The 13998-nt window shown below is 51.6% G+C and carries 15 protein-coding genes and 1 pseudogene; all 16 read right to left on the bottom strand.

The features are described 5' to 3' along the window. Positions 1-2: 2 nt before the first annotated feature. The 16 genes and pseudogenes from JCM14374_RS09090 to JCM14374_RS09020 all read right to left on the bottom strand — a co-directional run bounded on the left by JCM14374_RS09090 (position 3) and on the right by JCM14374_RS09020 (position 13989). Positions 3-1244 (bottom strand): vWA domain-containing protein, encoded by a 1242-nt coding sequence (locus JCM14374_RS09090; RefSeq protein WP_054696332.1) that lies wholly within the window; start codon positions 1242-1244, stop codon positions 3-5. Further along, complete coding sequence (locus JCM14374_RS09085; RefSeq protein WP_054696329.1) at positions 1241-1876, bottom strand: vWA domain-containing protein; 636 nt, start codon at positions 1874-1876, stop codon at positions 1241-1243. The genes JCM14374_RS09090 and JCM14374_RS09085 overlap by 4 nt, the downstream gene beginning before the upstream one ends. After that, on the bottom strand, positions 1866-3695 hold the full coding sequence (locus JCM14374_RS09080) for a vWA domain-containing protein (RefSeq protein ID WP_054696325.1): 1830 nt from the start codon (positions 3693-3695) through the stop codon (positions 1866-1868). Before JCM14374_RS09080 ends, JCM14374_RS09085 begins: the two co-directional genes overlap by 11 nt. 27 nt (positions 3696-3722) lie before the next feature. Next, positions 3723-4601, bottom strand: a complete 879-nt coding sequence (locus JCM14374_RS09075; RefSeq protein ID WP_054696322.1) for a DUF58 domain-containing protein — start codon at positions 4599-4601, stop codon at positions 3723-3725. A gap of 215 nt (positions 4602-4816) precedes the next feature. Continuing rightward, positions 4817-5622, bottom strand: a pseudogene (locus JCM14374_RS09070) (AAA family ATPase); the annotation flags it as partial. Between the two features lie 235 nt (positions 5623-5857). Then, positions 5858-6001, bottom strand: a complete 144-nt coding sequence (locus JCM14374_RS13580) for a DUF8809 domain-containing protein (RefSeq protein ID WP_157049057.1) — start codon at positions 5999-6001, stop codon at positions 5858-5860. Between the two features lie 4 nt (positions 6002-6005). Beyond that, a complete protein-coding gene (locus JCM14374_RS09065) occupies positions 6006-7301 on the bottom strand; it encodes a coiled-coil domain-containing protein (RefSeq protein WP_054696319.1) in 1296 nt (431 codons plus the stop codon). A gap of 47 nt (positions 7302-7348) precedes the next feature. After that, on the bottom strand, positions 7349-8455 hold the full coding sequence (locus JCM14374_RS09060) for an ABC transporter permease (RefSeq protein ID WP_054696316.1): 1107 nt from the start codon (positions 8453-8455) through the stop codon (positions 7349-7351). Continuing rightward, the gene (locus JCM14374_RS09055; protein ID WP_054696313.1) at positions 8455-9381 is read right to left on the bottom strand and encodes an ABC transporter ATP-binding protein; all 927 of its coding nucleotides are present in this window, start codon (positions 9379-9381) and stop codon (positions 8455-8457) included. Before JCM14374_RS09055 ends, JCM14374_RS09060 begins: the two co-directional genes overlap by 1 nt. Next, positions 9375-10028, bottom strand: a complete 654-nt coding sequence (locus JCM14374_RS09050; protein ID WP_207641615.1) for a DUF8815 domain-containing protein — start codon at positions 10026-10028, stop codon at positions 9375-9377. Before JCM14374_RS09050 ends, JCM14374_RS09055 begins: the two co-directional genes overlap by 7 nt. 29 nt (positions 10029-10057) lie before the next feature. After that, entirely contained in the window at positions 10058-11692 is a 1635-nt protein-coding gene (locus tag JCM14374_RS09045) for a DUF8726 domain-containing protein (RefSeq protein WP_500797395.1), read from the bottom strand. Next, positions 11680-11904 carry a hypothetical protein gene (locus tag JCM14374_RS09040; protein WP_054696304.1) on the bottom strand — a complete coding sequence of 75 codons (225 nt, stop codon included), beginning with the start codon at positions 11902-11904 and terminating at the stop codon, positions 11680-11682. Before JCM14374_RS09040 ends, JCM14374_RS09045 begins: the two co-directional genes overlap by 13 nt. Continuing rightward, the gene (locus tag JCM14374_RS09035) at positions 11901-12194 is read right to left on the bottom strand and encodes a hypothetical protein (protein ID WP_054696301.1); all 294 of its coding nucleotides are present in this window, start codon (positions 12192-12194) and stop codon (positions 11901-11903) included. Before JCM14374_RS09035 ends, JCM14374_RS09040 begins: the two co-directional genes overlap by 4 nt. Beyond that, positions 12164-13165, bottom strand: coding sequence for a hypothetical protein (locus JCM14374_RS09030; protein WP_207641614.1), 1002 nt, complete (start codon positions 13163-13165; stop codon positions 12164-12166). The genes JCM14374_RS09035 and JCM14374_RS09030 overlap by 31 nt, the downstream gene beginning before the upstream one ends. Positions 13166-13291: 126 nt before the next feature. After that, entirely contained in the window at positions 13292-13498 is a 207-nt protein-coding gene (locus tag JCM14374_RS09025) for a radical SAM protein (protein ID WP_054696295.1), read from the bottom strand. Further along, the gene (locus JCM14374_RS09020; RefSeq protein WP_207641613.1) at positions 13498-13989 is read right to left on the bottom strand and encodes an anaerobic ribonucleoside-triphosphate reductase activating protein; all 492 of its coding nucleotides are present in this window, start codon (positions 13987-13989) and stop codon (positions 13498-13500) included. Before JCM14374_RS09020 ends, JCM14374_RS09025 begins: the two co-directional genes overlap by 1 nt. Positions 13990-13998: the final 9 nt, after the last annotated feature.

Below are 13998 nucleotides of genomic sequence, written 5' to 3'. Positions count from 1 at the left end.
AACTACCTGGCCGCTGTTTTTGGGCGAGACGCCGACATATCCATGCAGAGGCGGCAGGCATCGATGCCCTGCAAGAGAGAGCTGTACTCGCTGACAACAGGATAGAAGTCCTCTTCCACCAGGTAATCGCGCCGGGCTTTTATGCTTTCCTTGGTAAATATGCGCGGAACCCTGCGGATATCATCACAGTAATAATAGCGTCCCTGCCCCCATTCGGCCAGCGAACTGAGCAGCTGGGTATCAGCATCCTTGCCAACCGCCACCGTGGACAGTGTTATGCCGGCTTTTTGCATGCGCCGGGCCAGGAAAAAGTAGTCGCCCTCGCTGGATGACATGCCATCAGTAAGCAATATAACATGCTTATATTTGGTGGGAACATCTTTAATGCCGATGTAGCCCAGGGCCAAAGCCGGAAATATGCTGGTGCCTCCATCGGCGCGGATAGTGCCGATATCAGCCTGAATCGCATCCAGGTCGCGTACAGCCTGGGTTTTTACTACCCACTGGGCGGTATCGTCAAAAGCGATCACCCCTACACGGTCACGAGCGTCCAGAACAGAAGCGGCCTGAGCCGCGGCTTCTTTAGCCAATTCTACTTTGCATACCCCGCCGGAAGTTTCACTCATGCTGCCTGATTTATCTATGACCAGCATAAGTCCCAGGCTGGGGATTTTTTTCTTGCCCTTCAGATCCATATGTACGGGCAAGGCCTGTTCCACCGGTGTATGCAGATATCCTCCGGGTCCGAAGCTGTCCTCGCCCCCCACCATGATCAGGCCCATGCCCAGGTCACGTACCCCCGCCCGGATGCTTTCCATTACTCCGGTCTCCAGTTCTTCAGCCGGAACATTACAGAGTATTAAGAGGGCATAACGTTTGAGTTCTGCCAATCCGGTTCTAAACTCTCCGGGTGATATCACATCAGCCGGAAGGTTGAGAGACTGCAGGGCAGAAACGATAGCCATACCCTCGCCCGGCTTCCCTTCCGCCAGCAATATGCGGGCCGGGCCTTTGACCATGGTATAGGCGGCAGCTTCGTTATTTTCCGGAACACTGTCCTTTGGCGCTTCAATCATGGCCCTGTAATGATGGAAACCTTCTTGAGCTATCGTCAGAGGATAAGTCAAGCGGTTCTCCCCGCGCCGAAGCTGGATGTTTTCTTCCCACAGCGGGGTTTGATTGCTGAAAACGCGCAGTAAAGCCGCAGTTTCATAATTACTGTATATGTTGAGTTTAAGCGTCATGCGCTCGCCCGCAAACATCCTGGCGGGCGAGCGCAGGCTGTCAATACGGACATCGTACCCGCCTGGCTTTCCAGAGGCCAGGCATCCAATCTCACTTGCCGGCGAGACAGCATTTCCGTTTCCCGGCGAGCATCCCCGTCGTTTTCCCGTCCGTCCGATAATAACACGATACGGCGGCGGGTGTCGCCGGGTAATATTGCCCCTGCCAGTTTCAGGGCTTCCTCCACATTGGAGTAGTCTTTTTCCACTACGCTCTCCAGGCGGCTAAAGCTGCTCGTTCCCATAGCCTGGTCCACTCGGGTATTGCCCCCGTAAACAACGATGGCTGCCTTATCCTCCGGCTTTTTATGCTTTAACGCCTCACGGATAAAGCTCTCGGCTTTGGTCTTCTCTTTTTCACAGCTGGCGGAAAGATCGACTACAAATACCACGCTTTGCTTGTTGACGCGGTAGTTTATCTGGGTGCCCGCCAGGGCCAGTATTAGGCAGAGCAGGAGCAAAAACCGCAGGCTATAAATTAACCGCCGTCTGAACAAGGCCATGTGCCGGTTGTCCCGATACCAGAGATATAGCGGGTATACCGCCAGGGGCAGGAGCAGCAAAAGCCAGGGATGAATAAATCTAATAGCCACGGCGGTACACCTCCCATTCCAGAAGCAGCAGCAAAAACGCTGCGGCCGCTATCCAGGGCCACAGGTCCTTCTGGCTCAAGCCTTTGGTCTGCTGGTTCTTATCGCGGCTGGCTCCTGACCAGAGCAAAGACCGCGGCTTTATATCTGATTCCATAATGTCACCCTGGTTTTTAGCCAGGTAATACTCAGTTTTATTATTATCGTTTTTGCTAATGATGCGGTACAAACCGGGTTCGCCAATATCAAAATGACGGGGAAAAGGCGCGGTATAGTTTTGTTCCTGTCCTGAAGGACTGATAACAGACAGACTTTCCGTATCCGCGCCGGGAATAAAATCAAAGCCTTTGCCGGAAGAATCCAGGCTAGGGGCGGATACCTCCTGCGGCAAGAGCCATGAGCACAGGTTCTGTATCAGAATAGGGAATCCGACTTGCAAAGGTATATTGCTGTCATGCAGATCAAAAGCTGCGACAGCCGTTTTTCGGCCTTGCAGCTCACCCTTAAGCAGGAGCGGTCGGCCCCGGCTTTCCAATAATGTTTTTGTTCCGGCAAGATTGTCTATAAACCGGCTCCGATTAATCTGCCATCCTTGTGTATCCACATAACGCAAAACTTCGTCTGAAGCTGCGGTCTGCAGCTTGGCAGCGTTTTTGTTATCTCCTTTTACGGGTACAAACCTGTTACCGGGAGGGGGATTTAAGATGAAGATGGCGCCCGGCGGTAAGTTATATGGGATAAAACCGTCAAAGATATAGAGTTGATAGTCCTTCATACTGCTGGAATAATTGGGGGGAGTGGTTTTGAACATCTGAATGCCTGGTGCCAGGCTGACTGATTTCTCCAGGAAAACGTTGCCGGCGCTTACCAGCAGCACCCGCCGGGAAGCGGTGGTCTCTGCGACCGCAAAGGCCTGGTTGTCATCCAAGAAACAATCCGGCCGCTGCAAAACAGCCTGCCAGATTATAATATCACCTGGCGCATTAATCCAAGTGAGGTCGCGGGACTCATGCGCAGCCAGCATAATGTTGCGGACGCTGAATAGTTTCTGGTCCGCCCATAATGTGAAATCGCTCTGCCGGGGACTGTCCGCGAAATTTTGCACCCGGGCCAGGATGGAAACATTTTCGCCCACCCGGCGGGTTGACAGCAAAACAATGCCCATGTTATCGTCACTTTTACCAACTTGTCTAAAACTAACCGGACACGTCAAGGTCATATTATGTTCCAGAACACTGGTTTTCCCGTCACTGAAAATAACCAGTTCTGCCTGGGGATCGTGCTCACTTAAAGCGGCCGCCAATGACACAACCGGTTCCAGGGCTGCTCTGGCGCTGCCGGTTCTCAGGTTTTTTACCGCCTGGCGCAGCTCCACCTTATCTTCGGCAGCGGAGGCCAGGACCTGTGGCTGGTCGGTCATAGCGATCAGAGTCATCGTTTCATTATCGTCCATGCTATCGATAAGCTGTAGGATTTCATGCTGAGCTGCCTTGAAACGGGATGGACTGACATCGGCGGCTTTCATACTGGGCGAGCAATCCAAAGCCACGATGAGATGCCGCCCGGTAGTGCCGGGAACGGTCAGGCTGGGACGAATTATCGCGAGAACCAGCAAAAAGGCGGCCAGTAACTGCAGGATCAAAAGAAGGTTGCGGCGCAGCCGCTGCCAGGGACTGCTGGCTTCAATATCGCGGATCGCCTGTTCCCATAACCAGGTGCTGGAGACCAGCTTTTCCTGGTAGCGGGGTTTGAGCAGGTACATTATTATAATTAGCGGAATGATGGAAGCCAGCCATAGACCGGCCCGGTTTAAAAACTGCACCGTTAAACCTCCCGGCGATTCGGTATATCACTTCAGAATTCCTGCCTGCGGCAGGTAGCGTAGTATGACGTCGGCAAATGATTCCGCACTGTTGATTTGCATAAAGCTCATCCCCCGGCCTACGCAGAAATCGCGGCTGTCTGCGGTGAACTCCCGCAAACGGCGCTGGTAAGCCTGCAGCAAAACAGGATTAACGGTTGTCTCCCGCATTTCCTGGGTTTCGTGATCAATCAGCCTGTAATCACCGCCCAGAACCGGGTTTAATTCATCAGGCGCCAAAACCTGCAGCAATACCACTTCCTGGCCCAGGTACTGCAGGTATTGCAAGCCGGGCTTGAAACCGGCTGGTGAAAGCAAATCGGATATAACAAATGTCAGTCCCGCTCCCCGGCAGAAGGGACCGAATTCCTTTATGGCTGTGTTAAGGTCAGTTTTACCCTGCCATGATAAAGAACCGAGATAATCCCACAGTTGAGAGCGGGCGCCTTTGCCTCGCAAGGGCGCCTGGCAACTCACCAGGTGATCGTTGCAGGCCGCCACGGATACCCGGTCATAAGCGGATATGGCCAGCCAGCCCAGGGCAGCCGCCAATTGCAGGGCTAAACGGGATTTGGGCGGTTCTCCCCAATCCATGGAAGCGCTGGTATCGATCAATATATTTAAGAGCAGGTCCTGCTCTTCCATAAACAGCTTTATAAATAGTTTTTCACTGCGGGCGTAGCTGTTCCAGTCTATGTAGCGGGTATCATCGCCATCGCTGTAATTGCGGTAGTCGGCAAATTCCACGGCGCTGCCCTTGCGCAGGGAGCGCCTCTCCCCGCTGTTCTTGCCCCGGCGCAGCTTCCGGCTTACTAATTCCAGGTTTTCCAGACGCCGCATAAATTCTTGATCAAAAACCTTATTCATATAATAATTCCTTAATAGACACCGATTCCACAGACTTCTATGACTTACACAGACGATATTAATGAAATGTTGACTACGCTGGAACTAATTTATAACGCTGACTGTTATCTCTAATCTTCGAGTTAGGCCATGGATTGAAACCAAGGTTATAACGGGGTTGGCATATACTTCTGTGAAAATCATAAAAGTCAGTGTTTATCTGTGTCTAACCTCCCTTAAGCCGGTCTGTGATTTTCCCACAGGTGCTGCCACAGTTCGCGGATGATGGCATCAGTTGAGATTCCTTCGGCTTCGCCCTCGAAGTTGAGCAGGATGCGATGACGCAGAACCGGCAGGGCCAATTCTGCGATATCTTCAAAAGCCACGTTATATCGGCCCTCCAAAAGAGCGCGGACTTTTCCGGCTGAGATCAGGGCCTGGCCCGCGCGGGGAGAGGCCCCGCAGCGTACATATTTTTTCACTCCTTCAGGCGCGAATTCCGAATCAGGGTGGGTTCCTATGACCAGGCGCACCGCCATCTGTCCTACCCTTTGGGCGACCGGAACTTCCCGCGCCAGTTCCATCATCTGCAGGACTTCATCCGCATCGGCCTGTGCTGCCGGTATAACCGATTCCGTACCGGTAGTGGACTGCAATATCCCTTCCAACTCAGCGGCGCTGGGGAATTGAACTAACAATTTGAATAAAAACCGGTCCAGCTGAGCCTCAGGCAGAGGGTAAGTACCCTCCATTTCCAAAGGATTCTGCGTGGCCAGAACAAAAAAGGGCCGCGGCAGTTTGCGGGTTTCGCCTCCGGCGGTCACGCTTTTTTCCTGCATGGCTTCCAAAAGAGCGCTCTGGGTTTTAGGAGTGGCGCGGTTGATTTCATCAGCAGGATGATGTTGGCGAAAACCGGTCCAGGCTGAAACTGAAATGATTTGCGTCCCGCAGAGTCTTCCGCTATTATACTGGTCCCGGCGATATCGGCAGGCATCAGGTCGGGTGTAAACTGGATGCGTTTAAATTCGAGATCTAATACCTGTCCAATGGTTTTAACCAGTAAAGTCTTACCCAATCCCGGTACTCCCTCCAAGAGTACATTGCCACCAGCCAAAAGAGCAATTAGGGTCTGCCGGATTATGTCCCGCTGTCCTACTATTACTTTTCTTATCTCAGCCTCTATCTCCCCGGCCCGGACTGTAAATTTTTCCATCTGCATGGTCTCAACCTCCTGAAAGTCCTTGACGAGTGTCAAGAGAACCGTCCCCTTGACACTCTTATTCCTCCAATGAGGAAAAATATCCTCTTACGATTTCCGCCATGCCCGGGGGTATAAAACTGCGGTCCAGGGCTTCCCGGGCTTGCTGGCTGTATTCACCGACTACTTCCTTGTAGGGGCGCTGGCTTCCCTTTATAGGCAAGGGTTCAGCAGTGTCGATGCTTTGCTCCGGACCCTTGCGGCCTGGCCCCGCACCTGTGATTTTTCCCCCTGGCTGTTGACAAAACTGGATCATATATCTTCTCATAATTGCCAAACTTAGCAGCCGGTTGACCTTTCGCAGCGGGAGCGCTATTCGGTGAAGATTCTTTGCCCCGGTTATTACTGCCCTGGCCGCTGCCTTGTCCAGCTCCTCCGCCGCTGCCCTGTCCGCTGCCGCCATTTGCATTACCCTGACTGATGTTCTGGCTGCCAGTTGTACCAAGGCCAGATGTATTAGAAGCGCCACGGTCGTTTTTTCCGCAACCACCTTCTTGTCCGGTTGCGCATGGTACCGGTACTGCCTCCGCATCACCGGAACTGCCATTGACAGCTAGCTGGGCGCCCGGAACAGCTCCGGCTTTCAGCAACGCCTGCCGGGCATCTGCTGACACGGCCAGCGCCTGGTTCAGGGCAGAAATGCCGGCTGCCTGTCCGGCAGCGGAAGAAAGTTGGTTTATCACCGCAGGTGAAGCTGCCGCCCCTTGGCCGGAGCGAACTGCGCGGGCCAGCATCTGCACCAGTTGGCTTGCTGCCGGAGTAAGATGAACTGCCTGTTGGCTCAGTTCAGAAGCAGCCGCCTGCCTCTGCTGCGCGGTCATGGCAGCCGCGTTGTCCAGTAACTTTTCACTTGCTTCCCGGCTGCCCCGCACATCACCAGCCGCGATTTTTTGCCCCAGAGCCTCAGTCATCTCCTGTTGTTTTAAAACCGCAGCCAGGTGCTGAGTGTCTGATACTGCCCGGGGGGTTTGCAGCTTCATAAGGTGATCTTGAGTTTGAGCCACGGCCTTTAAGCCTTGATTCAGATTTCGCGCCCGTTCCAGCTGCCTCTCCAGTTCCTGCAGAGACTTGATGGTATCTTCACGCTTGGCCAGCGGAGCTGCTTTATTGGCCTGTTCCATTTTCTTACGTACTTTTTCTATCTTGTGCTTCTGCCGCAGGGCTTCCCGGCGCACCATCTCCTGTTGTTCAGCTTCAAATTGCTGGGGATTCGGTATAATCGCCATAATTAAGACCAGTGCCGCCGCAGCGGCTGATAAACCCAGTCTTTTTTTTGACCACCGGTAGGGCTGGGTCTGAGGATTGAATCTTTTTATATACTGCAAGGCATCCTGGTACTGCAAACGACTTATTCCATCACTTTTATCACGGTTTTCCAGTGCGGTAACGGCCCGCTCAAGCAATCCGGCATCATCCAGCCACACCGCCGCACTGTACCAGCCGGGGCGGTTTATTACCGCCATCAATAGCGTGAGCAGGAGGCACACTCCTCCCGCCCAGAGGCACCAGGTTAAAACACCATACCAGGGCCAGACCCTGCTATGCCAAGAAACATTAAAACTAAGCACAACCCGGCTGATAATCCGCGTTCCAGCCAGGTTATAAAAGACTGATGCCGCACTCTGGTCAGAGCTGGTCTCAGGGCCTCCCTCAGCCGCGGTTCCGGAGGTTCATTCTCCAATTTATTGCGCTGCGGAAAGATCATACGTAATATCTCCGGTTTCTTTTTTTGCCGCAATCGTCTCAGCCACTGAAAACGTCCTACGGGGTCGATGCTGATAATCGTGATGAGGAGAAGCAATACTGCTATCACACCATCCGCGATGAAATTGTATTTCCACAGAGCCATGCCGTTGCCGGCTACCATCATGGTCGCGCCTCTTCCCTGTCCGATTATGTTATACAGGATATCCATCCCCGGACCCTGACCGGGAAATATGGAAAAGAGCGCCATCAAGGGATTAAAATAGGTAATGAACGGCATGGTGTAAGAACGAATCCCCTCGTTGTCACCCAGGCTGCGCATAAACATGGCGATAATCAAGGTGCCGATTATCAGGAAAAACACGATCAAGTAGCTGACCACCATGGATATCTGCGTGCGTTTAAAAAAGCTTGAACAGAATATCCCGATTACTCCCAGGGTAATGGCCGTGGCCAGGTAAATGAGGAAGACGCGTCCTATATCAGCCATCAACACCCCGCCATAAAAATAAACGATACTGAATACCGGCAGTGAGGATATAATCAATAAGATTACCAGGCTGACTGAAGCCAGCAGTTTATTTAATACAATAGACGCTGCCGACAACCGGGTGCACAGCAAAAGGTCAAAGGTCTGTCTTTCTTTTTCGCCGTTTATCACCCCGGCAGTCAGGGCCGGGACCACGAAGGCCAGCAAGAGCAGCTGAAAGGTGGCCAAAAGCACATAAATCTGGGGACCAATATCAGGGTTAAAGCCGTCATAAGCCAGGGCCTTGGACTGCAGCCAGTAATAGGCCAGAGCAATCAGGCTTAGAAGGCTTAGATAAATGCTTATCAATAAAGGCAGTTTCCAACTGCGCATGCGAGAGCGCAGTTCTTTGCCCAGGATGGGATTCATAACCAGCTTATCCATTATTGCGCCACCCCCTTCGTCACCTGCATAAAGATGTCTTCCAAATTATTATGGGAGGGGGCAAAGGAAACTACCGGGATGCCCTGACCTACCAGCAAGGCCAAAATACGGCTCATCTCTTCTTCATCCCCGTTAAACGGCAATTCCACCGTCTTCTCCATCACATCCACTTTATTGATGAAAGGCTGTTCCTGCAGTAAACGCAGGGTCTCCTCCACCTGGTCCAAAACGGTAATCTTAAGACTGCTGCCCAGCTGGCTGAAGCGCATAATCTCCTCCACCGTTCCGCAGGCTGCCATCTGTCCGGCTTCGATTATTCCTATATGGGTGCACAATTCAGTCAGTTCCGGCAATATGTGCGAGCTTATCATTATGGTTTTGCCCATGGTCCTCAATTCTCTCAATATCTCGCGCATTTCCACCCTGGCCCGCGGGTCCAGCCCGGAAGCTGGTTCGTCCAGGATAAGCAAGGCCGGGTCATGTACCAGACTGCGCGCCAGGCAAAGCCTTTGTTTCATACCGCGGGAAAGGGAATCGACATAGGCGTCGCGTTTATGGCTGAGATCCATAAGTTCCAGCAGATCCGCACTGATGCGCTTACGCTGCTCCAGGGGAATACCATAGCTGGCTGCATAGAAATCCAGGTATTCATCCACCTTAAGGTCGTCATAAACACCGAAGAAATCAGGCATATAGCCCACCAGCTGCCGCACCCGGCGGGGGTTTAAGCTGACATCTTCCCCGGCTACCAGGACCTGCCCGGAAGTAGGGCGCAGGAGAGTGGCTATGATCTTCATGGTGCTGGTTTTGCCAGCCCCATTGGGACCAACGAATCCGAATATGGAACCTTCCTCGATGTGAAATGAAAGGTTATTCACGGCTTCAAGTTTACCGTACTTTTTGCAAAGATTTTTGACCTTTAGCATCTATATCCCTCCTCCCCTTTGAGCGGTGAATCTGCAGCAGTCGAAACGGGCGATTGGCTTACAGGACATTTACCCTGCAGACTCATACTAACTCCGTTAAGCTGCATATTCGTATCTGTTCCTACCTGAATCTTGACAGCCCCATCCCGGGAAATATATTTCTCCCCATGCTGCAGCGCAATTCCCTGAGCGTTGTAGTTCAGATTCTCCCAGTTCCCGGTTTGCTGATTTAATACCTTGATTTTCATTTGCATGGCCTGGCGAAAATCTTGGTTCTCCACATAGAGCCGCATTTCATCCACTCGCAAACCCTGAATGGCAAAGGGCAGGTTCATCTGGAATGTGACCATACCGGCATCGATATACATGCCCCAAGGGTCAGGGGATATATTGCGGCCGGTAAAATCCGTAATATAGCCCCGGATCAGGCCGGGCAGTATCTCAACCTGTCCGTTGGTCACCATTTGCAGGGGCAGCGGGGCCAGCACAATAGTCGAATAATAGGTTTTGCCTCCCTTGGTGGTTATTAACTTTTCATGGGGTTCCTCAGAAGAATAGCCAGCCAGCATCAGCGGTGATTTTGATATTTCTCCCCGGTAAGATGCGATTTCCAGCAAGCGGGAGGTTAAATTACTGATGCGGTTCATCTGCCCATAATTCATATTGCGAGGCCAGGCTATCGGATAGTTTCTATGGCTCGTCCTATCATCCCTGCACTTTGATGGCCTGCACGGGGTGTTAAATCAAGGGTTACGGTCTGTCCCGGTTTAAAAGCGCCGATTCTCTGCCGGCAATAGTTATTAAATACAACCGCGCCGCTTAAAGAATAACCTGTATTGTTGGTAATGGTTCCGGTTATTCTCCCATTGCGGCATATCAAGCTGCTTTTAACGTTGCCGCATCGTTCAAGAATGCTTTCACACTGCAGGTAACGCTGAGACCAGCGGCTGGACTCTCCAAAGACAACCTCGGGATTATCTCCCTGTTCCACACGGGCTATAATCTGTGTCGGCTGCTCGGAATTGCTCATTGGTCCATAGGAGGAGCTATATATCGTTACGCGGTGGTTTTCGTTCCCCTCGCTATTGACGCTGATAAGCTGATCCCCGGTCAGCCCTACCCGGTACTGGGTCTTGGTAGGCGCAAAAGCTCCAACATACGTATTACTATAGGCTCCCCCACCTTCCTGCAGACTGAGCAGGGATAAGACATTGGTAAAAACATCGCGATCTTTGCCTTTGAAGGCCGCGATATAAGTTATGGAAAATAACAGCAAAGCCAAAACCGGAATGGCCAGCCATCCCCAGTCGCGCCGGTCGATTTTTTTTAACAGCAGGTATATGCCCGGTCCTAAAACCAGTATATAAGTCAACAAGATCACGGTGAGTATTTTAGGGGTGGGTAAGTCTATACCCGGGAAATTCCGCAGATTCCAAGAAAGGTTGTAATCGCGGTACCCGCCTTGCCTGGAGGCAGCCGCACTGATTATACGATGAGGATCTGTTTTATAGAGCAGCTGGCTCCACAGGGCAGTCATGCCCGACCACCTGTCCAAGGGCGGCTGAGCGGGGTCGAAGGCCAGGTATACTATGTCGCCTGATCCCACAGGTTTTTGCACAATCAACGGATTTCCGTCATCAGATAATATTACCTGTCCATCTGCCACCATACCCCGGCTGACTACCAGTGGTCCTGCGGGCTTGGTCTTCTCCCCCGCCAGGGTTTCTATGCCCGGCAGACTATTTGCTTTCATGCTGCCGGTAACTTTTACCGGCAATAATGACGGGGGCAAGGGTGACAAGGTTTTCTGCCAGGCCAATCCTCCGGTCAGAACCAGCAACCCGCCATTCTGAGTCCACTTTTCGATGGCCGCTATTTGCCGGGCGGAAAGCAGATGGGTGGAAAAGTCGTTGATTATCAGCACATCGAGATTGTCGAGCAGGAGGCTTTGTTCAGGGATTTCTTCCGCGTTCAAATTAAGAGCGGTGAGATGCTGTCCCTGCATAGGGAATTTCATGTTTTCCAGGTTTTTAAGAGGTGCCGGATCAGCCGCCAGTATACCCGCCGCTACTTCCAAATCAGGCAGCATAGTCAGCCGCAGCCTGGCAGCGGCCAGTTTTTTGTCTCCGCTCATAAAACTAACGGCGTAGGGGTTGCCGGTTCCGCGCGGCAGGTACATGTTAACCCGTTTCTTGGCTCCGCCTGCCAGTGATATGTGTCTTTCATAGAGAATTACTTTTTGCCCGTTAAGCGACTTTAACTCCAGCCTGCCGTTCACCGGCTTGCCCTGGTTCTCGATTAAGACCTGTATCGGAATATATTCGTTGCTGCGTGCATAACCGGCCAGACCGGCCTGGGCCTCATGCTTATCCCGCCGTTCGCCTGGGCGGTATTATTATAGCCTGCCAGAACCACTGTTACGAGCATGCAGATTAAAAGCAGGCGTATAAACGGTTTCAGGTTAAAAATTGATCCCCCATCCTGTTTATATATCTTAATGCCATAGAAACCGCGGCAAATCATGGCGACACCCCCTGAACGGCTGTAGTTTTTTGCACAGGAACCGCTTGCGTTAAGGCCGCGCCAACGGCTGCCGAACCTTTGGCCTGACCTGCTCCTGATTTAGGCCGGGCTTTGTTTTCCGGGGATTCTTTAACTGCTTCATCCTTTAATTTATAACGCAGGCGCAGGGTTTTATTTAATAAGGGCGAGAAACCTTCATCTTCCAGCCCGACAGCGCCAACCTTTATTACTCCATTATCAGCCGTGGCATAAACCCCTTCTATGGAATCAATCTTATTGGCGCTTTCCAACTGTGATGTTCCCAGCATACGGCTATATCGCCGGGGTCCTTCCAGCCCACAAAGATCACCTGAACTCCGTCGTTCAGTAGTTCCCGTACTTTTTTTACGGTTTGGGGCTGGCGCAGGTCTTTCATCTGGTCAGGAAAAACCCATAACGCATCGACATTATCCGCATCGTAATTCAATATATCCAGGGCCTTAACCGGCCACCATTCGGCTGCTATGCTGCTGTAAGGCTGATACGATCTCTGGTCGCCCGATACAAAGGCCAGCCGCAAATTATAACTGGGCATTATTTCCTCACCATCCGCGTCAAAAAAACGCGGGTAAAGTTCATCGCGGCCTGGAGCGACCGGCAATATAACCACTCGGTTCTTTACCGCCGCGGTATAGCGGCGGCCCTGATCAGTTTCCAATACCATGGTTTTTACATCGGGGTCTTTGAAATAGGCATAGAAAATACCGTCCGGATGGCGGCCGCAGTCGGCCGGTCCGGTGTTTAAGTAAGAACTTTCGAATTCCATGCCCGGTTTGAACTTGAGACCGGTTAAATGTTTTTCCACCAAACGCAGCCCTAACAGGTAGCATTCCAGGTTGCTATCAATTTGCCCTCCCATCTGCGCCATCATTTCCGGTGACATGTTCGTGTGAAAATTCATTTTAAAGACCACATAGGTTTTCCCGCGCACCTTGCCCACCTTAAGGATTTGAAGAGATGTTGCTTCCTTTTTCATACCTGGTTGTTTCCAGTCCGATTCTGAATTTAACAGTAAATCGGCCTGCTGACGTATTGCCTCCATAGCAGCCGCTTTTATCGCTGTTTCATTTTCATTTGGGGGCGAATAGTGAAAATGGTCATATAAAAACCACAAACCCATTGCCAATAATAAACAACCCCCGGCCACGGCAATCTTCTTGAGCATGTGCTTTTTCCACCTCTCCCTTCTCTTTCCGTTCTTTTCCTCTATAGTACTACACAAACAGCCTCAAATACCTTTCACTTCTCAAATAATTTTCGGCGCCTTTGCAAAAGACAAAGAAACGGTTCTTGCCTGCACTATTTGGCGCAGAACAAGAACCGTTAAGCGAAACATTATATTTTTATTTTATACTTGCAGGACCTTTACCTTCTGCACATATTTTGAACACTTTTCAGCTACAGCCTGTATCTCCTCGCGGCTATATGGAACCACTTTCCCGTAGCCCGGTTCCAGGGTGCATTCGGGATTAAACTGCTGCAGGGTATAAAGACGTGCGCCTTCGATATAGCGGGCAATGGCTTCTATATCTTCAGGCTGGTGCAGGCAGGGCACTACTGTGTGCGAAACTCCACCATTATAGAGGCCTGAAGCAATAGTTGAACAGAGGAGCGTATATTGAAGAAATCTTCGGAACCAAGTTTTCCGCATGCTGCCTGGTAAGATTTGAATTCCAGGGGGGCCTTTATGTCCATGGCCACGTAATCGAGCAGTCCTTCACTCAGAATTTCGTTGAGCATCACCGGATTAGTGCCATTGGTATCGAGTTTAATCAGGTAATCCATTTCTTTTACTTTGCGCAGAAATAAAGGTAAATCAGGATGCAGGCTGGGTTCACCGCCGCTGATTACTACGGCGTCGAGGAAGCCCCGGCGCTCGTGCAGAAAATCGATAACATCCTCATCCGGCAGTTGTGTCACCGTTTCACTTCGCCCCGGTTTTATCAAGAGATGAGGGTTGTGGCAGAAAGGGCAGCGCAAATTACAGCCCCGGGTGAACAGCACGGCGGCTATCTGCCCGGGGTAATCAGTCAAACTTTGTTTCAAAATGGCGGC

The sequence above is a fragment of the Syntrophomonas palmitatica JCM 14374 genome (genome assembly GCF_001311885.1).
GTDB lineage: Bacteria > Bacillota > Syntrophomonadia > Syntrophomonadales > Syntrophomonadaceae > Syntrophomonas_A > Syntrophomonas_A palmitatica.
The sequence above is the reverse complement of the archived record's forward strand: the minus strand, read 5'-3'. Positions and strand labels throughout refer to the sequence as shown.